Here is a 21231-nt window from a genome sequence, read left to right on the forward strand (position 1 = left end):
GCGACGACTCCTCTCGGGACGGTCTCGGGTGGGGCGGGGGGGAGCACGCGGGTCGCAGCGAGCGTGTGGGGCGCCGCGGCACGCGACGCCCCACACGACTGCGCCTGCGTCAGTTGGCCGTGGGGCCGGTGACCACGCCGGTCGAGCTGGTGTAGGTGTAGGTGTCCTTGTCGGCGGGCAGCTTCGAGTGCGTCGCCTTGATCGTGAACAGCGTGGTGTTCGTGGTGTCGACCGCCGGCGTCGTGGTGACGTCCGCGGTCGAGCGGAACCCGTTGGTGGTCAGCGCGGTGGAGTTGAGGCCGGTGAAGGTGCCGCCGTTGTCGACGCCGAAGGACTCCGCGGCGATGGCCGCGTTGCGCAGGTCGGCCTTCGTCTGGGTGGCCCAGCCCTTCTCCCGCTGGCTGAGGAACGTCGGGATGGCGATGGCGGCGAGGATGCCGATGATGACGATGACGACGAGGAGCTCGATGAGGGTGAAGCCCTTGTCGCCCTTCGCGCGCTCCTCCATGGTCTTGCGGATGCGAGCCTGCATGGTCGTGCCTCTTTCGAGTCGTGATGATGTGGGGTGGGGCCCGCTGGTCGGGCTGTGTGTGTCAGGCACCCGGCCCATCGGCCGGTGGTGGACCCGGCGTAGCAATTCCTCCGGGGGTCCGCGGGGGATTCACCCGGAGGGCGGACCAGCGAGCCGGAAAGGGCGTGACCGGGCGGGAAGAACGCGACCAGGAATGCACGCGCGGGCGTCGACGCGTCAGCCGACGAGCTCGAAGATGGAGAAGATCGGCAGGTACAGGGCGACGATCATCCCGCCGACCACCACGCCGAGGACCGCGATCATGAGCGGCTCGATGAGGGAGGTCAGCTGGTCGGTGGTGGCGGCGACCTCGTCGTCGTAGAAGTCGGAGATCTTGCCGAGCATCGTCTCCATGGCGCCGGCGTCCTCGCCGGTCGCGATCATCTGCACCACCATCGGCGGGAACACCGGGTGCCTGGCCAGCGGCCCCGCGAGCGACTGCCCGGACCGCACGCTCTCGCGCACCTCCCGCACGGCGCGCTCGACGACCCAGCTGCCGCTCGTCTGCCCCACGATGTCCAGCGCCTGCAGGATGGGCACGCCCGCGCCCAGCATGGTGCCGAGGTTGCGGGTGAACCGTGCGACCGAGACCTTCGCGAGCAGCGGTCCGAAGACCGGGAGCCGGAGCAGCGCCGGATCCACCCGGGCGCGGACCGCCTCGTCCCGGCGGTGCGCGCGCCACCACAGCGACAGGGCGACCAGGACCACCGCGAGCGCCGGCGCGATCCACCTCATGAGCCCGGACAGCACCACGAGCACCCGGGTCGGCAGCGGCAGCGTGCCGCCGAGGTCGGCGAACATGTCCTCGAACACCGGGACGATGAACAGCAGCATGCCGACCACGGCGAGGATCGCCATGACGAACACCATCACCGGGTACGTCAGCGCGGACTTGATCCGGGCGCGCAGCTTGACCTCGGCCTCGTAGTTGTCGGCCACCGACCGCAGCGAGTCCTCGAGGAACCCGCCGATCTCGCCGGCCCGGATCATGTTGACCATCAGCGGGGGGAAGACGCCGGGGTGACGGCCCAGGGAGTCCGACAGCGCCGACCCGGCCTCGACGTCGACGCAGATCTGGCCGAGCACCTTGGCCAGGCCCTTGCTCGGAGTCTGCTCGGCGAGGATCGACAGCGCCTTGAGCAGCGACAGCCCGGCGGAGATCATCGTGGCCATCTGCCGTGACATGACGGCCAGGTCCTTCAGGACGACCCGTTCGGCCAGTGCGGGCAGCGTGATCTCCCGTTGCAGGCCGCTCGTGCGGACCTCTCCCACGGTGAGCGGTGCCATGCCCATCGTCCGCAGCCGGGTGACGACCGCGGCCTCGTTGCTGGCGTCGATGCGGCCCTTGACGACCTTGCCGTTCCTGTCGGCGACGGAGTACTCGAACGCGCGCGTGGCGACCATCAGTGCACCCCCGTCCCGGGCATCCGGTGACCGGGTGCGGCCAGCCCGCTCGTGGTCAGTGCACTCATCGCCGAGGCCCCCTGGTTCATCCGGGCCGACCGACCCGCGAGGTTGTTGTAGTCGTCGACGTGCCGGGCCTTCTCGAGCCCGGTCTCGTAGGTGATGCGCCCCTCGCGCACGAGGCGCGCCAGGCTCTGGTCGAGGGTGTGCATGCCGTGGTCGGCGCCCGACTGCATGGCCGAGGAGATCTGGTGCGTCTTGCCCTCGCGGATGAGGTTGCGGATGGCGGGGGTCGCGAGCATGACCTCGGTCGCGACGACGCGGCCCAGACCGTTGGCCGTCCGGCACAGCGACTGCGACACCACGGCCTGGGTGGCACCCGCCAGCTGGGTGCGGACCTGCGCGTGCTGCCCGGCCGGGAAGACGTCGATGATGCGGTCGATCGTCTGGGCGGCGTCCTGGGTGTGCAGGGTCGCGAAGACCAGGTGCCCCGTCTCGGCCGCTGTCAGGGCGACCGACATGGTCTCGAGGTCACGCAGCTCGCCGACCAGGATGATGTCCGGGTCCTGCCGCAGGGCGTGCTTGAGCGCGCTCGCGAAGGACAGCGTGTCGGCGCCGACCTCGCGCTGGTTGACCAGGCAGCCCTTGTGCCGGTGCAGGAACTCGATCGGGTCCTCGACCGTCATGATGTGGTCGTTGCGGGTCCGGTTCGCCAGGTCGATGATCGACGCGAGCGTCGTGGACTTGCCCGAGCCGGTCGGTCCGGTGACCAGGACCAACCCCCGGGGCAGGCCGGCGAGGCCACCGACGACCGAGGGCATGCCGAGCTCCTCGAGGGGCTTGATCTCGTGCGGGATCAGCCGGAACGCGCCGCCGATCGACTCGCGCTGGCGATACAGGTTCACCCGGAACCGCGCCAGCCCCGGCACCGCGAGGGCGAGGTCGAGCTCGAGCTCGGCGTCGAACTGATCTCGCTGCCGCTGGGTCAGGCTCGCGAAGATCGACCGCTGGAGCGCCTCGCTGGTCAGGGCGGCGAATCCGTCCAGCGGCCGCAGCGCACCGTTCACCCGAACCATCGGCGTGGTCCCGCTCGTCAGGTGCAGGTCGGAGGCGCCGACCTCGACGGTGGCCCGCAGCGCCGCGTCCAGGTCGACGCCGCCCTCCGACGACTCGGCCCGCATGCCCAGCCGCGCGCCGGGCCCCGCGGCCACCGCCGGGAGCGGCCCACCGGCCGCACCGGATGCGGGGTAGCCGGCCGCGCCGGGTGCGGGGAAGCCGGCCGGACCGGTCGGACCGGTCGGCAGCGGGCTGGCGAACAGGTCCTGCGCCGGCGGCGGGGGCGCGGTGGGCACCGTGGCGCCGGTGGCGGCCGCTGCCGGCACGTCGGGCGAGGGGACGTACGTCACGGGCATCAGGGACCTGGTGGTCCCAGGTGGTCCGGCCGTGTCGACGGGCCCGGTCGACATCGTGGTCGGCGCCCGGTCGGACCAGGACGGCGTCGGGTACGGCTCGGTCACGGGCATGCGCCTCCACGTCTCGTCCGCCCACGGGTGGCGGGAGCGGTGCACCGTGGTCCGGTGCCTCTGCGGCTGTCCTATCGACCCGGTCGGTGCCGTCCATGAGGGAGACGGGGTGGCGACGTCGGGCGGTCCGCACGCGGTCGCCGGGCCGGGGTTCGCGCCGACGACCAGGGCCACCCGCCCCGGTGGACCGTGCGGGGCGCGCCACGGCGTCAGGCGACGACCCGCAGCACCTCCTCGACGGAGGTCAGCCCGGCGGTGACCTTGTCCCAGCCGTCCTGGCGCAGCGGCACCATGCCCTCCGCGCGCGCCGTCCGGGCGATCTCCGCGCTGGACGACCGGGCGACCACGTGCCGCTCGATGGCCTCCGTGACCTGCATGACCTCGTGCACCGCGAGCCGTCCGCGGTAGCCGGTCTTCGAGCACGAGACGCACCCCACCGCGCGGTGCAGGACGGGCAGGTCCTCCCCCGGCGCCCAGGGGAACCCCGCCGCCGCGAGCTCGGCGGGGGTCGGTGCGTACGGCTGCTTGCACTTCGCGCACAGCCGGCGCGCGAGGCGCTGGGCGACCACCGCATCCAGGGCGGAGCCGACGAGGAAGGGCTCGATGCCCATCTCGACCAGGCGGGTCACCGCCGACGGTGCGTCGTTGGTGTGCAGCGTGGACAGCACGAGGTGACCGGTCAGGGCGGCCTCCACGGAGATCTGCGCGGTCTCGTGGTCGCGGATCTCGCCGAGCAGCACGACGTCGGGGTCCGACCGCAGGATGGAGCGCAGCGCGCCGGCGAAGGTCAGCCCGGCCTTGGGGTTGACCTGCACCTGGTTGATGCCCGGCAGCCGGTACTCGACCGGGTCCTCCACGGTGATCACGTTGATCTCCGGACGCGAGACCGCGTTCACGGTCGCGTAGAGCGTCGTCGACTTGCCCGAACCGGTCGGCCCGGTCACCAGGATCATCCCGTAGGGCTTGGCGTACGATCGGCGGTACGCGGCCAGGTTGCCGTCCGTGAAGGACAGCTCGCGCAGGTCCAGGCTCGCGGTGGAGTTGTCGAGGATCCGCAGCACGATCTTCTCGCCCCACACGGTCGGCAGGGTGGCGACCCGCAGGTCCACCTTGCGACCGTTGTGGGTCACCGACATGCGGCCGTCCTGGGGCTTGCGGCGCTCGGCGATGTCGATGTCCGCCAGGATCTTGATCCGGGAGACGACTCCGCTCTGGATCTGCTTGGGGGCCCGCTGGGTCTCGTGCAGCACACCGTCGATGCGGTAGCGCACCCGCAGGTGGTGCTCGGTCGGTTCGATGTGGATGTCCGAGGCCCGGTCGGTGATGGCCTGCGTGACCAGCAGGTTGACGAACCGGACGATCGGGGCCTCGGAGTCCGCGACGGCACCGGCGCGGGCGAGGTCCTCCTCGACGACCTGGAGCACCTCGAACGCCGAGGACAGATCCTCCATCTCGCCGTCGGCGCGGCAGTAGCGGTCGATGGCGCGCAGCAGGTCGTCGTGGGTCGCGACCACCGGACGCACGGTCATCCCGGCCATGGCCCGGACGTCGTCGACGGCCACCACGTTGCCGGGGTTGGACGTCGCCACCACGAGAACGCCGTCCTTGACGGCGATCGGGAGCACGTCGTGACGCCGGCACAGGGCCGCCGGCACGCGGGCGACCGCGGCGCGGTCGACGGCGTAGTCCTCCAGGTCGATGAACTCCATGCCGACCTGCGTGGCGAGGGCGGCCGTCAGCTGCGCCTCGGAGACCACACCCGTGTCGACGAGCGTGCGCCCGAGCGACGTCCCGCGGGTGGACTGCTCGTCCAGGGCGGTCAGCAGCTGGGCCTGCGTGATGACGCCGCCGTCGAGCAGGATCTCGCCGAGCTGCTTCACAGGTGGTCCTCCGGGTGCGGGGCGCGGCCTCCGGACGTCGGGCACGACGTGGAGGGTGTCGCTGCGCCTATCGACCGCGGGGTCCCCGCGCTGAGGCGTCCCGCCCCGGCGTCCGGGGCCGTCAGCCGGCCAGCCGCTCCCGCAGCGCGTCGTCCATCGCCGCCAGCGGCGCGACCCGCCCGGTCATCAGGCGGACCTGCTCGGCCGCCTGGTGCAGCAGCATGCGCTCACCGCCGACGACGACGCCCCCGGCCGCCGCCCACGCCGTCGACAGCGCCGTCGGGCGGGGGTCGTAGACGACGTCGAGCAGGACGCCGTGCACCTGTCGTCCACCCAGCTCGGCGGCCAGCCCGTCAGCGGCGTGCGCGGGCACCGTGGAGACCACGACGTCCGCGCCGGCCGCGGCCGCCGCGGCGGTGTCCAGCCCGGCGTACCGGGGCTCGACGCCCATGCGGTGCGCCGCCCGGATCAGCGACCCGGCGCGGCCCAGCGAGCGCAGGTGCACCGACGGCGTCGAGCAGCCCAGCTGGCCCAGGGCCGCGAGCGTGGAGGCAGCGGTCGCCCCGGCACCGACGACGACGGCGGTCAGCGGCCCGGAACCCGCGGGTCGCTGCTGCAGTCCCTCCTCGAGCGCCGCCACGAGCCCGTGCACGTCGGTGTTCGCGCCCACGAGCACCGGACGGCCGGGGGCGTGCTGGACGAGCACGGTGTTGACCGCGCCGACGACCTCGGCGAGCGGCTCGACGTGGTCCAGCAGCGGCACGACGGTGTGCTTGAGCGGCATGGTCAGGCTCAGACCGGCCCAGGTGCCGTCGAGCGTGGCCAGCACCTCGGGCAGCATCTCGGACGTCACGTCGAGCCAGTCGTACCGCCAGTCGGTCAGGCCCAGGGCGGTGTACGCCGCGCGGTGCAGGACCGGTGACAGGGAGTGCTGGACCGGGTGGCCCAGCACGGCCGCCCGGCTCAGCTGTCCGTGCCGTTCGCGGCCAACCACTCCTGGTACCGCGCCTTGCCGGCGAGGAACTCGTCGTAGGAGTCGGTGAAGATGGTCTCGCCGGTGTCCAGGTCCACGGTGATGAAGTAGACCCAGTCGCCGTCGGCGGGGTTCATCGCCCCCGCGATCGACGCCTCACCCGGGTTGGAGATCGGCGTCGGCGGCAGGCCCAGGTGCATGCGGGAGTTGTACGGGTTGTCGATGTCGAAGTCGGACCCGACGAGCTCGATCGCGGGCTTGCCGAGGCCGTACGCGTTGATGGTGTCCATGCCGAGCGGGATCTCGCGCTCGAGCCGGTTCTCGATGACGCGGGCGACCTTGGGGTACTCCTCGGCGAACGCGACCTCCTTCTCGGCCACGGAGGCGATGGTCAGGACCCGCTGGCGTTCCTCGGCGGGGACGGCCAGCCCGTCCAGGACCGACACGGTCTTCGCGACCATCTCGGCCAGGATCGTCGTGGCGGTCGAGGCGGGCTCGAAGGCGTAGGTGGCCGGGAACAGCCACCCCTCGACGTTGCCGCCGGCCTGCGGCGGCAGCCCGATGGCGGCCGGGTCGGCGGCGGCGGCCTGCAGGTCGGCGACCGGGATGGCGGTCACCGCCGAGATCCGCTCGTAGGTCTGGGCGGCGGTCAGCCCCTCGGGGACGGTGACCCGGTAGGACACCCGACGTGCCGGGTCGAGCAGCGCCGAGACGGCGTCGGACGCCTTCATCTCCAGCGCGAGCTCGTAGGTGCCCGGCGCGATCGTCGACGCGTCCGGGTTCGCGGTGTACGCGGTGGTGAACGCCCCGACGCTGGCGACCACGCCGGCCGCCTCGAGGGTCTGGCCGATCACCGCACCGCTGTCACCCGGGTTCACCACGACCTGGGCGGCGCCGTGCCCGGGGCCGGGGTGGTCGGCGACGGACGGCGCCTCCTGGGTGCCCCGGTCGAACAGCGGACCGAGCACCGCGACGACGGCGAACCCGCCGCCGACGAGCAGCAGCGCGGCCACGACGATCGCGATCGCGCCCCGACGACGTCGCTTGCGACGCAGCCGCTCACGGTCGCCGTCGCGCCGGCGAGCGCGCTGGGCAGGGGCGACCGGCTGGGTCGCCTCGCTGCCGAACATCTCGCCCACGGCGGTGCCGCCACCGCTGTCGACGGACGGCCACTGCCAGTCGGCCGGCTGATCGCCGCGTTCTTCGTTGTGCACTGTCTACCGTTCCGTCGTCTCGCCGTCGCCTGCCGCGCCACGTGCCGGTGAGTCGGGGTCCGACCGGACCCGCTCCCCCGCTCGCGACCCCCCGGCGCGCTCCGCCTCGAGTGCGGACTGCAGGATCACCACCGCGGCCGCCTGGTCGACGACCTCGCGGTGGCGACGTCCGGACCGCCCGGACGCGTGCAATGCCTGGTGCGCGGACACCGTGCTCATCCGCTCGTCCACGAGCCGGACCGGGATGGGTGCGACCGCGGACGCCAACGCTCCAGCGTAGACGCGTGCACCGGCAGATGCCGAACCTTCCTGCCCGGACAGGTGACGCGGCAGCCCGACGTAGACCACTGCGGCGAGCCGTTCGGTCGCCTCCGCGGCGATCCTCCGCACGTCGCCGGGCAGCGGTGCGACGGCCCGGCCCTTCAGGTACCGGGTCCAGCCGGCGGCGTCCCGGGGGACGGTCTCGATCGGGGTGGCGACGATCCCGTCCGGGTCGCTGGCGGCCAGCCCGACCCGGACCGAGCCGACGTCCACGCCGAGCCGCGCCCCGCGGGGCAGCGCCGCCGCGTCGCCGTCGTCGGGCTGCACGTCAGAGCGCCGAGCCGAGCTGGGCGGCGACGCCGGCCAGCGCCGCGGGCAGCGCGGCGACGTCGGTCCCGCCGCCCTGCGCCATGTCGTCCTTGCCGCCTCCGCCGCCGCCGAGCGTGGCGGACGCCGCCTTGGCCAGCGCACCGGCGCGGACCCCCTTCGCGCGCGCCTCGGCGTTGGTCACCACGACGACCAGCGGGCGGTCCTTGCTGACGCCGCCGACCGCGACGACCGACGGCGCCGACTCCCCGAGGCGACCGCGCACGTCCAGCGCCAGGGCGCGCAGGTCGTCGGCCGACGACACCTCGCCCGCGTCGTGGGTCACGACCCGGGTCCCGTCGGTCGTGGTCACCGGGTCGGCGGCCAGTGCGCCGGCTACCGCGAGCAGGCGTCCCTGGCGCAGCGACGCCAGCTCCTTCTCGGTCTCCTTCAGGCGTCCGACCAGCGCCGAGACCCGGTCCGGCAGCTCGTCGGTGCGCACGTTGAGCAGCCCGGTGAGCTGACCGACCAGCGCGTGCTCCTTGGCGTGGAACCCGTACGCGCCGTCACCGACGAGGGCGTCGACACGCCGCACGCCGGAGCCGATCGACGACTCCCCGAGCAGGGTCACCAGGCCCAGCTGTCCCGACCGCCCCACGTGGGTGCCGGCGCACAGCTCGCGGGACCAGTCCCCGCCGATGGACACCACGCGCACGCGGTCGCCGTACTTCTCGCCGAACAGCGCCATCGCGCCCGAGGCACGTGCCGCCTCGATGTCCATGACGGCCTCGGTGACCTCGAGGTCGTCGGCGAGCCGGGTGTTGACCCGCTCCTCGATCTCGCCCAGCGCACCCGCGGGCAGCCCGCTGCCGTGCCGGAAGTCGAACCGGATGCGGTGCGGGGCGTTCTCCGACCCCGCCTGGGTCGCGGTGTCGCCGAGCGCCTCGCGGACCGCCTTGTGGACCATGTGCGTCGCGGTGTGCGCGCGGCTGATCGCGCGGCGCCGGTCGGTGTCGATGGTCGCGGTCCCCGGGTCGCCCAGCGCCACGGTGCCCTCGATCAGCCGGCCGCGGTGCACGGACAGACCCTTGATCGGTGCCTGGACGTCGTCGACCTCGATGGTCGCGCCCGAGTCGAGCTGGATGGTCCCGTGGTCGGCGAGCTGGCCACCGGCCTCGGCGTAGAACGGCGTCCGGTCCAGCACCACCTCGACGTCCAGCGGGCCGGACGGCGTCGCGGTCGCGACCGGCTCCGGGACGCCGTCCACCAGCAGGCCGTCGACCCGGACCCGGGCCACGGTCTCGGTGTAGCCCAGGAACTGCACGGGCTCGCCGAGGTTCGACTGCAGGGCGCGGTACGCCTCGGCGCCGGCGGGGCCGGCCTTCTTGGCCAGCGCGTCCGCGCGGGCGCGCTGGCGCTGCTCCTGCATGAGCCGGCGGAAGGCGGGCTCGTCGACGCTGACCCCCTGCTCGGCGGCCATCTCCAGGGTCAGGTCGATCGGGAAGCCGTAGGTGTCGTGCAGCGTGAACGCCTGCTCGCCGCTGAGCGTCGAGGCGCCCGACGTGCGCGCAGCAGCCACCGCGGTGTCCAGGATCGCGGTGCCGGACGCCAGCGTGCGCCGGAACGCCTCCTCCTCCGCGATCGCGACCCGGGAGATGCGCGGGTAGTCCGCCTCGACCTCGGGGTAGGAGTCCTTCATCGCGTCCCGGGACGCGGCGAACAAGGTCGGGAAGGTGGGCTCCTCGACGCCGAGCAGCCGCATCGCGCGCACGACCCGCCGCAGCAGGCGGCGCAGCACGTACCCGCGCCCCTCGTTGGAGGGGGTGACGCCGTCGCCGATGAGCATGAGCGCCGACCGCACGTGGTCCGCGACGACCCGCATCCGGACGTCGGACTCCTCGTCGGCGCCGTACCGCCGCCCGCACAGGGTCTGCGCCGCCTCGATCACGGGGAAGACCTCGTCGATCTCGTACATGTTGTCCACGCCCTGCAGCAGGTACGCGACGCGCTCGAGGCCCATGCCGGTGTCGATGTTCTTCTGCTGGAGCTCCCCGCGGACGTGGAACTCCTCCTTGCTCTTCACCTCGTCGATCTCGTACTGCATGAAGACGAGGTTCCAGATCTCCAGGTACCGGTCCTCGTCGGCGACGGGGCCGCCCTCGGCGCCGTACTCCGGGCCGCGGTCGATGTAGATCTCCGAGCACGGCCCGGCCGGTCCGGGCTGACCGGTCGACCAGTAGTTGTCCTTCTTGCCGCGCCGCTGGATGCGCTCGGTGGGCATGCCGGCGATCGTCTGCCACAGCCCGTACGCCTCGTCGTCGTCCTCGTAGACGGTCACCCAGACCGTCTCGGGGTCGAACCCGTAGCCACCGGCGTCCTGCGGGGTGGTGATGAGCTCCCACGCCATCGCGATGGCGTCGGCCTTGAAGTAGTCGCCGAAGGAGAAGTTGCCGTTCATCTGGAAGAACGTGCCGTGCCGGGTGGTCTTGCCGACCTCCTCGATGTCGAGGGTCCGCACGCACTTCTGCACGCTGGTGGCGCGCGGCCACGGCGGCGTGCGCTCGCCGACCATGTACGGGATGAACGGCACCATGCCGGCGACGGTGAACAGCAGCGACGGGTCCTCGGAGACCAGCGACGCCGACGGCACCACGGCGTGGCCCCGGCTGGAGAAGTAGTCGAGCCAGCGCTGGCGGATCTCGGCGGTACGCATGGGTGTCCTCGCAGGTCGGTGGCCGGGTCGGCCGGTGGCCGGGTGCTCCGGGGCCGGTCGGGCCGGGCTGTGACGGGTGGTTCGGGTGCGGGCGGACGAACCGCTCGGGTGACGCGTCAGAAGAAGGAGTAGCCGGCGGGCCCGTCCTCGGGGTCCTGCGCCCGGTGCGCGCCGGTGGCGCGGGCCGCCGCGGCGGAGCCGGGCCGGGGGGCCCCGCCCGGCGCCGGAGCCCCGGCCGTCGAGGTCTCGGCCGACGACGTCCCGGCCGGCGCACCGGGCCGGACGGCGTCCGGCGTGGCGTCCGCGGCCCGGCGGCCCGCCGTGCCGTGCCCCGCACCGGACCGCTCGGCCCGCCAGGCGTCCACGGTGCTGCGCGCACGGGCGGGGTCGGCGCCGGCGAGCAGGGCGGCCCGAAGCTCGGCCTCGCGCTGCGCGGTCGCGGTGGCGAACTCCGCACGCGCGGTCTGGACCACCGCCCCGAGCCCGGCCACCGCGCCGAGCGCGCTACGGGCACCGGCCGGCACGTGCCGCTCGGTGACCTCGCGGGCCTTGCGCAGGGTCGCGACGGTCGCTGCCGCGCCGACGCCCACCCAGAGCAGCCGCCTCATCGTGGGTCCCGGGCCGGCAGCACCGCGCCGACCGCACGACGCACGCCGTAGGACAGCGCGGCGAGCTTGAGCATCGGCTCACCGACGGTCGCCGCGAACAGCGACGTGAGGGCGGACACGTTCTCGCCGACCTGGGCCGCGGACGTGGTGATGGAGTCGACCTTGCCGAGCTGGGTGTTCGTCGAGGCGATGGTCGCGGCGGTCTCGTCGAGGACCGGCACGGTGTGGTCGGTGATCTCCTTGACCGAGGAGCGCGCCTCGTCCAGCACCCGCCCGAGCTTGACCAGGGGCACCGCGAGCACGCCCACGAGCAGCACGAACGCGATCGCCGCGATCAGTCCTGCGATGTCTCCGAGCGACATGGTCCGCACCTCTCCACACGTCTGGCCAGATCCGTCGGGGCGTCCCCGGCGGGCCGCCAGAAACCCTACCGTCCGGACGGTCGCGCGGGTGCCCCCGCGCGGCGCAGGGGATCAGCGGGCGTAGTACTCCACGACCAGCTGGACCTCGCAGGTCACCGGGACCTCGGCGCGCTTGGGGGCGCGGGTCAGCACGGCGCTGAGCTTCTCGAGCTGCACGTCGAGGTAGCCCGGGACGGCCGGCAGGACGTCGCGGTGCGCACCGGCGGCGGCGACCTGGAACGGCACGGTGGCCTGGCTCTTGGGCTTGACCTGCAGCGTCTGGCCCGGCTTCACACGGAAGGAGGGGCGGTCGACGATCTTGCCGTCGACGAGCACGTGACGGTGCACGACGGCCTGGCGGGCCTGCAGGATGGTCCGGGCGAAGCCGGACCGCAGCACGAGGGCGTCCAGCCGGGTCTCGAGGGTCTCGACGAGAACCTCACCGGTCAGACCCGGGTGCTTGCGGGCGTCCTCGAAGGCGCGGGCCATCTGCTTCTCGCGCAGCCCGTACTGGGCACGCAGCCGCTGCTTCTCGCGCAGCCGGACGGCGTAGTCGGACTCGGTGCGGCGGCGGGCACGGCCGTGCTCGCCGGGCGGGTAGGGCCGCTTCTCGAAGTGCTTGACGGCCTTCGGCGTGAGCGCGAGGCCCAGCGCACGGGAGAGGCGCACCTGGCGGCGCGCACGGGTCACAGAGGACACAGTGGTGCTCTTCCTGTCGTTCGGTGGTGACGTCACACCCGCGGTCGGACACCGGGTCCGGCGGGCGTGGGGCCGACCAGGTGCGCAGGTCGCGCAGCGGCTGAGGCCCCAGGTGGCCGTCCTCGACGTGGCACCCCGGGGGGCGACCTGCGCGTGGACAACCCCGCTACCCTACCGCACGCTCACCGGTCGTCGAGGATGGCCCGGACGCGCTCGAGCCGCTCCGCCACGGACCGCTCGTAGCCGCGGTCCGTGGGGGTGTAGTACCGCGTGCCGACGAGCTCGTCCGGCAGGTACTGCTGCGGTGCGACGGCGTGCGGCTCGTCGTGCGCGTACCGGTAGCCCTGGCCGTGCCCGTGCCCGGACGCCCCCGCGTAGTGGGCGTCGCGCAGGTGGGCCGGGACCGTGCCGATCCGTCCGGCCCGCACGTCCGCGAGCGCCGCGTCGATGCCGAGGTACGCCTTGTTCGACTTCGGTGCGGTCGCGAGGTGGACGACGGCCTCGGCGAGCAGGATGCGCGCCTCGGGCATGCCGATGAGCGCGACCGCCTGCGCCGCGGCCACGGCCGTCTGCAGGGCGCTCGGGTCGGCCATGCCGACGTCCTCGGCGGCCGCGATGACGATCCGGCGCGCGATGAACCGCGGGTCCTCCCCCGCGGCGATCATCCGGGCGAGGTAGTGCAGCGCGGCGTCCACGTCGGAGCCGCGCATGGACTTGATGAACGCGCTGATCACGTCGTAGTGCTGGTCGCCGTCCCGGTCGTAGCGCACGGCGGCGACGTCGATCGCGCGCTCGACGGTGGCCAGGTCGACGACGACGGGCGTCACCGGCGTGGCCGGTGCCGCACCCTCGGACGGTGCCGCACCCTCGGACAGCGCCGCACCGGCCGCCGCCTCCAGGACGGTCAGCGCCTTGCGCGCGTCGCCGCCGGCGAGCCGGAGCAGGTGGTCCTCGGCGTCGGGCTCGACGACCACCGAGCCGGCCAGCCCCCGCTCGTCGGCCACCGCGCGACGTACGAGCTCGCGCACGTCGTCCGTCGCCAGCGGGCGCAGGGTGAGCAGCAGCGACCGGGACAGCAGCGGGGAGTTGACCGAGAAGCTGGGGTTCTCCGTGGTCGCGGCCACCAGGGTCACCCACCGGTTCTCCACGCTGGGCAGCAGCGCGTCCTGCTGCGCCTTGGTGAAGCGGTGCACCTCGTCGATGAACAGCACGGTCTCGCCGCCGCCGGTCGCGAGTCTGCGGCGGGCCTCGTCGATCACGGTGCGCACGTCCTTGACCCCGGCCGTGACCGCCGACAGCTCGACGAACCGCCGGCCGGACGTCGACGCGACGAGGTACGCGAGCGTCGTCTTGCCCGTGCCCGGCGGGCCCCACAGCACGACCGACGTCGGCGACGCCCGGCGCGAGGCCTCGTCGGCGGGCTCGACCAGCCGGCGCAGCGGCGAGCCGGGGACCAGCAGGTGCCCCTGGCCGGCGACCTCGTCGAGCGACTGCGGTCGCATCCGCACGGCGAGCGGCGCGTGGGCGGCGGCCGTCGGCAGACCCTGGGAGGTCGTGCCGGCGGCGTCGAACAGGTCCATGGCGCGAGCCTACGCAGGCTCGCGGACATGCCCGGGCGGGTGCGCGGGCCCCTGCCCGACCTGCGATGCTGACGCGCGTGTTCGAGACCCTCGGCCGCGGTATCGCCCGGCGCCCCCTGATCTCCGTCGTCGTCTGGGCCGTGCTCACGCTGCTGGGGTTCGGACTGGCCGTCGTCGGTGTCCACGGCGAGAACCTGTTCGAGCGGCTCTCCAGCGGCGAGCCCGCCGTCCCGGGCTCGGAGAGCCAGCGCGCCAACGACCTCATCGAGGAGGCGTCCATCCAGGGCGCCTCGCTCACGCTGCTGGTCGAGCACGTGGACCCGACCACGCCGGGGCTCGTCGAGGCGATGGCGCCGGCCCACGAGGACCTGGCCGCCATCGACGGCGTCGCCACGGTGATCGACCCCCTCGTGCTCCCCCAGGGCGCGGCGAACCCGGCGGCGGCGCCGCTGATCGCCGCGGACGGGGACGGGTTCCTCGTCGTCGTCGAGCTCGAGCCGGGCCTCGCCGAGGCGGCCGAGGAGCGCGCGCTCAGCGAGGTGGGCGACCGCCTGGACGCGGTGGCCGGTGAGCTGGCCGACGTCGCGCCGGACGCGACCGGCGTCGTCGGCGGGGTGAGCCTGATCGTCGAGGCGATCACCGATCAGGTCGAGGAGGACCTGACCACCGGGGAGGCGATCGCGCTGCCGATCGCGCTGCTGGTGATGGTGCTGGTGTTCGGCGGGCTGCTGGCCGCGAGCATGCCGATGGTCGGGGCGATCGCGTCGATCGCCGGCGGCCTGGGCATGCTGCTGGCGTTCTCCTACGTGCTGGACCTCGACGCGTCGACCGTCAACGTGGTGACCCTGCTCGGCCTGGGCCTGTCGATCGACTACGGGCTGCTCATCGTGTCGCGCTTCCGCGAGGAGCTGCACGCCGCCGTCGACGTCGGCTCCGGGGCGACCCGCCGGCGCCGCCACGGGGACCCGGCGGTGACCACCGCGGTGGCCAGGACCATGGCCACCGCGGGCCGTACCGTGGCGTTCTCGGCGGTCACCGTGGCGATCTCGATCGCGGGGCTGCTGCTGTTCCGGCCGGACATCCTGCGCGCGTTCGGCGCCGCCGGGGTCGCGGTCATCGTGATCGCCGTCGCCACCGCGCTCACCCTGGTGCCCGCGATGCTCGCGATCTTCGGCCGCCGGCTGCTGCGGCCCGGACTGGTCAGCCGGGTCCCCGGGCTGCGGGCGGTGCTGCGGCGCACCGCCGACGTGCAGTCGGAGGAGGGCGCGTTCTCGCGTCTGGCCGAGCGGGTGCAGCGCCGACCGTGGGCCGTGCTGGTGGGGGTGCTGGTCGCGCTCGTGGTGCTCGCGCTGCCGCTGGCGCACCTGCAGCTGCGCAACTCGACCATCGAGCTGCTGCCCGAGGGGTCCGTGCAGCGCGACTACGTGCAGGCGCTCGCCGCGGACTACCCGGCGTCGACCTCACCCGCGGTGGTGGTGGTCGCCGAGACCTCGCTCGAGGAGGCCACCACGTGGGCCACCGCGCTGGCCGACGTCGACGGCGTCGCCGCGGTGGACCCGCCGACGCCGATCGGCTCGCGCGTCCTGCTCGGCGTACGGACGACCGCCGAGGACGCCGGTGGCGAGGAGGCGCAGGGCGTCGTGCAGGACATCCGCGACCTGGACCCCGGCTTCCCCACCTGGGTGACCGGGCAGGCAGCCGGCCAGATCGACTTCGTCGCCGCGCTGGCCGACCGCGCACCGTGGGCGGCCGGGCTCGTCGTGCTCGCCACGTTCGTGCTGCTGTTCCTCATGACCGGGTCGGTCGTCATCCCGGTCAAGGCTCTGCTGACGAACATCGTGTCGCTGGCCGCGTCGCTGGGCGTGCTGGTGTGGGTGTTCCAGGACGGCAACCTGTCCGGCCTGCTGGACTTCGCCTCCACCGGCGGGATCGAGACGTACGTCGTGGCGCTGGTGATCGCCTTCGCGTTCGGTCTGGCGATGGACTACGAGGTCTTCCTGCTCTCGCGGATCAAGGAGCTGCACGACGCCGGGTACTCCAGCGACGAGTCGGTGCGGCTCGGGCTGCAGCGGTCCGGGCGGATCATCACGTCGGCCGCGGCGATCATCGTGGTGGTCTTCGCGGGATTCGTGTTCGGCGAGCTGCTGGTGATCAAGGAGGTCGGGTTCTCGCTGGCCGTCGCGGTGATCATCGATGCGACGCTGGTCCGGCTGCTGCTGGTGCCGGCGACCATGACCCTGCTGGGCCGGCGCAACTGGTGGGCCCCGGCGTCCATGCAGCGGCTGTACGCCCGGCTCGCCATCACGCACTGAGCCGCGCCTGGCCCCCCTCCACCCTCCGCCCACCCTGCCCGCCGATGGCCCACTCCCAGGAATAGCCGCCGGGGGGTCGCGGTTGGGTGCGGTGTACATGCAGATGCATCGACTCCGAGGGGCGCGACCATGCAGTTCGGCATCTTCACCGTCGGGGACGTCACCACGGACCCCACCACCGGCCACACCCCCGACGACACCGAGCGGGTCCGCTCCATGCTGACCATCGCCCAGCACACCGAGGACGTCGGGCTGGACGTGTTCGCGACCGGCGAGCACCACAACCCGCCGTTCGTGCCCTCGTCGCCCACGACGATGCTCGGCTACCTGGCCGCCCGCACCGCGCGCATCGTCCTGTCGACGTCGACCACGCTGATCACCACGAACGACCCGGTGAAGATCGCCGAGGACTACGCGATGCTGCAGGTCATCTCCGACGGCCGGATGGACCTGATGATGGGCCGCGGCAACACCGGTCCGGTGTACCCGTGGTTCGGCCAGGACATCCGCCAGGGCCTGAACCTCGCGATCGAGAACTACGCGCTGCTGCGCCGCCTGTGGGACGAGGAGGTCGTGGACTGGCAGGGCCGGTTCCGCACGCCGCTGCAGGGGTTCACCTCCACCCCGCGCCCGCTCGACGGCGTCCCGCCGTTCGTGTGGCACGGGTCGATCCGCAGCCCCGAGATCGCCGAGCAGGCGGCCTACTACGGGGACGGCTTCTTCCACAACAACATCTTCTGGCCGTCCGAGCACACCGCGAAGATGGTCGGCTACTACCGCCGCCGCTACGAGCACCACGGGCACGGCCCGGCCGACACCGCGATCGTCGGCCTGGGCGGCCAGGTGTTCATGCGCCCCAACAGCCAGGACGCCGTCCGCGAGTTCCGGCCGTTCTTCGACGTCGCGCCGGTCTACGGGCACGGCCCGACGCTGGAGGAGTTCACCGCCCAGACCCCGTTGACGGTCGGCAGCCCGCAGCAGGTCATCGACCGCTACGCCGCCATGCGCGAGCACGTGGGCGACTACCAGCGCCAGCTGTTCCTCATGGACCACGCCGGGCTCCCGCTCAAGACCGTCCTGGAGCAGCTGGACATCCTGGGCGGCGAGGTCGTCCCCGTGCTGCGGCGCGAGATGGAGGCCAAGCGACCGGCGCACGTGCCGGCCGACCCGCCCAGCCACGCCGACCGGGTCGCCGCGGCCGGCTCCGCCGCCGGGACGCCCGGTGCCACGCACGTCGGCGGCGCGCAGGACCGGTGGACCGGCCGCACCGCCGAGGACGACGCCACCACTGGCGCCCGCACGACCGCCACCGCGGGCGCGGCGTCCGGCCGGTAGGCCCAGCCGCACCCAGCACCGACCCACACCCTCTGCGAAGGACGAGACCGCGCCATGAGCACCACCACCCGTTCCCTGGTCGTCGTCACCGCCGGCCTGGGCCGACCGTCCTCGACGCGCCTGCTGGCGGACCGGCTCGCGCAGGCGACGGTCCTCGAGCTCGCCGACCGCGGGGTCACGGCCGAGGTCACCACCGTCGAGCTGCGCGACCTCGCGCACGACGTCGTCAACGCGATGCTGACCGGCTTCCCGAGCGGGGCGCTGGCGGGCGTCATCGAGCAGCTCACCGCCGCGGACGGCGTGATCGCGGTCTCGCCGCTGTTCACCACGACCTACTCCGGGCTGTTCAAGTCGTTCGTCGACGTGCTCGACAAGGACTCGCTCACCGGGATGCCGGTGCTGCTCGGGGCCACCGGCGGCACGGCGCGGCACTCGCTCGCGCTGGAGTACGGGATGCGTCCGCTGTTCACCTACCTGCGGGCCGACGTCGCCACCACCACGGTGTTCGCGGCCACCGACGACTGGGCGGGAGCCGGTGACGACACCGGCCCGCTGCCGGCCCGGATCGCCCGCGCGGGGCGCGAGCTGGCCGAGATGGTCGCGGCGCGCCGGAACGACGGCCCCCCGGACCCCTTCGCCGACGCCCCCTCCTTCGCCGACCTTCTCGGCAGCTGACCCTCCCCCCTCCCACCCTCCCCCCGGCGAGTGCGACGTTCCAGACCCCTGGAGCCCGCCGAACGGTCCGCAACGTCGCACTCGGCGAGTGCGAGTGCGGGTGCGGGGTGGGGGGTGGGCCGGGGAGGGGCGGGTCAGGCCGGGCGGCGGCGGGACGAGAAGCTGTGCTCCAGGCGCAGGCCCAGCCGGGTGTAGAGCCGCCGGGCGACGTCGTTGCTCGCGTACAGGCCCAGGGTCACCATCGGCGGTCCGACGTCGGGCACCACCGCCAGGCAGTCCCGCACGGCGGCGGTCATCACCGCGCCGGCCAGGCCCTGTCCCCGGGTGACGGGGTCGACGCCGAGCGAGACCAGGTGGGGCGGGAGGCCCGGCGCCAGCCGGACCGCCCCCACGACCGCCATGAGGCGGCCGTCCTGCCGGGTGCCCCACCAGCCGATCAGGCGCTGGTCGTCCGGCGCCGTGCTGGCGGTGGGGTGTGCGCGGGACAGGCACTCGGCGACCTCGTCGACCGTGGCCGGCCCGAGCGGCAGTCGCTCGGCCGCCGCGCCGTCGCCGGTCAGGGGCTGCGGCGTCCACATCCAGTCCCACTCCGAGCCCTCTGCCGCGAAGCCGAGCGCCGCGCGCACCCCGTCGTCGACCTGGTCCAGCGCACCGCGCGCGAGCGTGGCGTACCCGGCCCCGGCCAGCGCGTCGGCGTCCTCGTCGACCGCGCGGGCCAGCAGCCCGGCGAGCGTCCCCGGGTGCCCGATGCCGAACAGCCCGCACCCGCGGCCGGGACCGTCCGCGACCGCGAGCAGTGCGTCGTCGGCCGACCGAACCGCGGTCAGATCGGCCGGGGCGTGCTCACCGAGCAGGTACGGCGACCCGGACCACGGGGCAGGGAGGTCGACGACCCTCACTGCTGCGGGACGACAGCCGCCGATCCGCCGCCGGCCGCGGCCGCGGCGGTGCCCTGCGTGGCGACCGACCCGGCCGGCCCGGCTGACCCGTCCGACCTCGCCGACCCCGCGGAGCCGGGGGCGGCGGGCTTGGCGTCCACCCCCGCCTCCCGCCGCTGCTCGGGCGTGATCGGCGCCGGCGCGCCGGTCAGCGGGTCGTACCCGCCGCCCGACTTCGGGAACGCGATGACGTCGCGGATGGAGTCCGACCCGGTGAGCAGCGTCAGGATCCGGTCCCAGCCGAACGCGATGCCGCCGTGCGGCGGCGCACCGAACGCGAAGGCGTCGAGCAGGAAGCCGAACTTCTCCTGGGCCTCGGCCGCACCGATGCCCATGACCTCGAACACCCGCTGCTGGACGTCGCGGCGGTGGATACGGATCGACCCGCCGCCGATCTCGTTGCCGTTGCAGACGATGTCGTAGGCGTACGCCAGGGCCTCCCCCGGGCTCTCCTCGAACCGGTCGATCCAGTCGGGGGTGGGCGAGGTGAACGCGTGGTGCACCGCGGTCCACGACCCGCCGCCGACGGCGACGTCGTCGTCCTCGCCGGTGGGCTTGAACAGGGGCGCGTCCACGACCCAGACGAACGCCCACTGCTCGGGGTCGATCAGCCCGCAGCGGCGACCGATCTCCAGGCGGGCTGCGCCCAGCAGCGCCCGGGCGTCGGACGCGGTTCCCGCACCGAAGAAGACGCAGTCGCCCGGCTGGGCCCCGACGGCCTCGACCAGGCCGGCGCGCTCGGCGTCGGACAGGTTCTTGGCCACGGGCCCGCCCAGCTCGCCGTCCTCGCCGACTGTGACGTAGGCCAGCCCCTTGGCGCCACGCTGCTTGGCCCAGTCCTGCCAGGCGTCGAACGTGCGGCGCGGCTGCGAACCGCCACCGGGCATGACGACGGCTCCCACGTACGGGGCCTGGAAGACGCGGAACGGCGTCGCGCGGAAGTAGTCGGTGAGCTCGACCAGCTCCTGGCCGAAGCGCAGGTCGGGCTTGTCGGACCCGTAGCGCGCCATCGCGTCGGCGAAGGTCATCCGCGGGATGGGCGTCGGGATGGTGTAGCCGATCAGGTCCCACAGGGATCCGAGGATCTGCTCCGCGACCGCGATGACGTCGTCCTGCTCGACGAAGCTCATCTCGACGTCGAGCTGGGTGAACTCCGGCTGCCGGTCGGCGCGGAAGTCCTCGTCGCGGTAGCAGCGCGCGATCTGGTAGTAGCGCTCCATCCCGGCGACCATGAGCAGCTGCTTGAACAGCTGCGGGGACTGCGGCAGCGCGTACCACGACCCCGGCGCCAGGCGCGCGGGGACGACGAAGTCCCGCGCCCCCTCGGGCGTCGAGCGGGTCAGCGTCGGGGTCTCGACCTCGACGAAGTCCTGCGCGTCCAGCACCCGCCGTGCGGCCGCGTTCGCCTTCGCCCGCAGGCGCAGCGCGGCGGCCGGTGCGGGCCGGCGCAGGTCGAGGTAGCGGTGGCGCAGCCGCGCCTCCTCGCCGACCGTCTCGTCCAGCGCGGACGACACCTGGAACGGCAGCGGCGCGGACTCGTTGAGCACGACGACGTCGGCCGCCACCAGCTCCACCTCGCCCGTCGGCAGGTTCGGGTTCTCGTTGCCCTCGGGCCGACGTCCCACCTCACCGGTCACCTGGAGCACGTACTCGTTGCGCAGGCCGTGCGCGACGGCCTCGTCGCGGATGACCACCTGCGCGATGCCGGACGCGTCCCGCAGGTCGATGAACGCCACCCCGCCGTGATCGCGGCGCCGGTCGACCCAACCCGTGAGGGTGACGGTCTGGCCGGTGTGCTCGGCTCGCAGCGAGCCGGCGGTGTGGGTGCGGAGCACGGA

At 73.6% G+C, this 21231-nt stretch carries 17 protein-coding genes; 3 read left to right on the top strand and 14 right to left on the bottom strand.

What is annotated here, in order from left to right; all coding sequences use genetic code 11:
* Positions 1-109: 109 nt before the first annotated feature.
* The 12 genes from Q0840_RS06580 to Q0840_RS06635 all read right to left on the bottom strand — a co-directional run bounded on the left by Q0840_RS06580 (position 110) and on the right by Q0840_RS06635 (position 14133).
* On the bottom strand, positions 110-532 hold the full coding sequence (locus Q0840_RS06580) for a type II secretion system protein (RefSeq protein WP_298457781.1): 423 nt from the start codon (positions 530-532) through the stop codon (positions 110-112).
* Positions 533-748: 216 nt separating this feature from the next.
* A complete protein-coding gene (locus tag Q0840_RS06585; RefSeq protein ID WP_298457783.1) occupies positions 749-1975 on the bottom strand; it encodes a type II secretion system F family protein in 1227 nt (408 codons plus the stop codon).
* Positions 1975-3498 carry a type IV pilus twitching motility protein PilT gene (locus Q0840_RS06590; RefSeq protein ID WP_298457785.1) on the bottom strand — a complete coding sequence of 508 codons (1524 nt, stop codon included), beginning with the start codon at positions 3496-3498 and terminating at the stop codon, positions 1975-1977. The genes Q0840_RS06585 and Q0840_RS06590 overlap by 1 nt, the downstream gene beginning before the upstream one ends.
* A 209-nt stretch (positions 3499-3707) precedes the next feature.
* Positions 3708-5378, bottom strand: coding sequence for a GspE/PulE family protein (locus Q0840_RS06595; protein ID WP_298457787.1), 1671 nt, complete (start codon positions 5376-5378; stop codon positions 3708-3710).
* Positions 5379-5499: 121 nt separating this feature from the next.
* Positions 5500-6330: a shikimate dehydrogenase gene (locus tag Q0840_RS06600; RefSeq protein WP_298457789.1), complete on the bottom strand. Its 831-nt coding sequence runs from the start codon at positions 6328-6330 to the stop codon at positions 5500-5502.
* An 11-nt stretch (positions 6331-6341) separates the two neighbouring features.
* Positions 6342-7565 (bottom strand): endolytic transglycosylase MltG, encoded by a 1224-nt coding sequence (gene mltG, locus Q0840_RS06605; RefSeq protein ID WP_298457790.1) that lies wholly within the window; start codon positions 7563-7565, stop codon positions 6342-6344.
* A 3-nt stretch (positions 7566-7568) separates the two neighbouring features.
* Positions 7569-8153, bottom strand: a complete 585-nt coding sequence (ruvX, locus tag Q0840_RS06610) for a Holliday junction resolvase RuvX (RefSeq protein WP_298457792.1) — start codon at positions 8151-8153, stop codon at positions 7569-7571.
* Between the two features lies 1 nt (position 8154).
* Complete coding sequence (gene alaS, locus Q0840_RS06615) at positions 8155-10845, bottom strand: alanine--tRNA ligase (RefSeq protein ID WP_298457794.1); 2691 nt, start codon at positions 10843-10845, stop codon at positions 8155-8157.
* Between the two features lie 116 nt (positions 10846-10961).
* A complete protein-coding gene (locus Q0840_RS06620) occupies positions 10962-11453 on the bottom strand; it encodes a hypothetical protein (protein ID WP_298457796.1) in 492 nt (163 codons plus the stop codon).
* Positions 11450-11815, bottom strand: a complete 366-nt coding sequence (locus Q0840_RS06625; RefSeq protein WP_298457798.1) for a DUF948 domain-containing protein — start codon at positions 11813-11815, stop codon at positions 11450-11452. The genes Q0840_RS06620 and Q0840_RS06625 overlap by 4 nt, the downstream gene beginning before the upstream one ends.
* 111 nt (positions 11816-11926) lie before the next feature.
* The gene (rpsD, locus tag Q0840_RS06630) at positions 11927-12553 is read right to left on the bottom strand and encodes a 30S ribosomal protein S4 (protein WP_298457800.1); all 627 of its coding nucleotides are present in this window, start codon (positions 12551-12553) and stop codon (positions 11927-11929) included.
* Positions 12554-12735: 182 nt separating this feature from the next.
* Entirely contained in the window at positions 12736-14133 is a 1398-nt protein-coding gene (locus Q0840_RS06635; RefSeq protein ID WP_298457803.1) for a replication-associated recombination protein A, read from the bottom strand.
* A 77-nt stretch (positions 14134-14210) separates the two neighbouring features.
* Between Q0840_RS06635 and Q0840_RS06640 the strand changes: the two genes are divergently transcribed.
* The 3 genes from Q0840_RS06640 to Q0840_RS06650 all read left to right on the top strand — a co-directional run bounded on the left by Q0840_RS06640 (position 14211) and on the right by Q0840_RS06650 (position 18455).
* On the top strand, positions 14211-16445 hold the full coding sequence (locus Q0840_RS06640) for an MMPL family transporter (protein WP_367183081.1): 2235 nt from the start codon (positions 14211-14213) through the stop codon (positions 16443-16445).
* Positions 16446-16574: 129 nt separating this feature from the next.
* Complete coding sequence (locus Q0840_RS06645; protein WP_298457810.1) at positions 16575-17780, top strand: LLM class flavin-dependent oxidoreductase; 1206 nt, start codon at positions 16575-16577, stop codon at positions 17778-17780.
* A gap of 54 nt (positions 17781-17834) precedes the next feature.
* Positions 17835-18455 carry an FMN reductase gene (locus tag Q0840_RS06650; RefSeq protein WP_298457813.1) on the top strand — a complete coding sequence of 207 codons (621 nt, stop codon included), beginning with the start codon at positions 17835-17837 and terminating at the stop codon, positions 18453-18455.
* Positions 18456-18589: 134 nt separating this feature from the next.
* Here Q0840_RS06650 and Q0840_RS06655 read toward each other — a convergent pair whose 3' ends face one another.
* Both Q0840_RS06655 and aspS read right to left on the bottom strand, forming a co-directional pair.
* Positions 18590-19354 (bottom strand): GNAT family N-acetyltransferase, encoded by a 765-nt coding sequence (locus tag Q0840_RS06655; RefSeq protein ID WP_298457816.1) that lies wholly within the window; start codon positions 19352-19354, stop codon positions 18590-18592.
* Complete coding sequence (gene aspS, locus Q0840_RS06660; RefSeq protein ID WP_298457819.1) at positions 19351-21228, bottom strand: aspartate--tRNA ligase; 1878 nt, start codon at positions 21226-21228, stop codon at positions 19351-19353. The genes Q0840_RS06655 and aspS overlap by 4 nt, the downstream gene beginning before the upstream one ends.
* Positions 21229-21231 lie beyond the last annotated feature (3 nt).

The organism is uncultured Cellulomonas sp., assembly GCF_947494015.1.
Taxonomy (GTDB): Bacteria; Actinomycetota; Actinomycetes; order Actinomycetales; family Cellulomonadaceae; genus Pengzhenrongella.